Origin of the sequence: Erythrobacter sp. HI0063 (assembly GCF_001635685.1) — a bacterium.
Classification (GTDB): Bacteria; Pseudomonadota; Alphaproteobacteria; order Sphingomonadales; family Sphingomonadaceae; genus Qipengyuania.
In genome coordinates, this window is record NZ_LWFF01000163.1 from 1 (window position 1) to 282 (window position 282).

The window sequence follows — 282 nt, forward strand, 5'->3', positions numbered from 1 at the left end:
TATCTACTCAATCGGGGAAGCCGCATGAGTCAGTTCGCCTTCCTCCAAGCTGAATTTGCCGAGGTTTATGGCCTCGCGAGGAAGGCGGAAAAGCTTGCCCTGTCCGATCCGCGCGGGAGCTGTTTTCATTCCCGACTTGCGCTCGAAAGCGCGGTCAAGTGGATGTATGACCATGACCGCAGTCTGCATTCGCCCTATGACCCGACGCTTTCAGCGCTGATCCATGAGGGCACGTTCCGCTCTCTGGTCGGCAACGCGCTCGTCACCAAGGCGCGGATCATC

Annotated in this window: 1 protein-coding gene; it reads left to right on the forward strand. The window is 58.5% G+C overall.

Annotation, left to right across the window (positions count from 1 at the left end):
• Positions 1-24 precede the first annotated feature (24 nt).
• A partial coding sequence (locus A3736_RS05980) for a DUF4145 domain-containing protein (protein WP_156502004.1) occupies positions 25-282 on the forward strand: 258 nt, incomplete at its 3' end.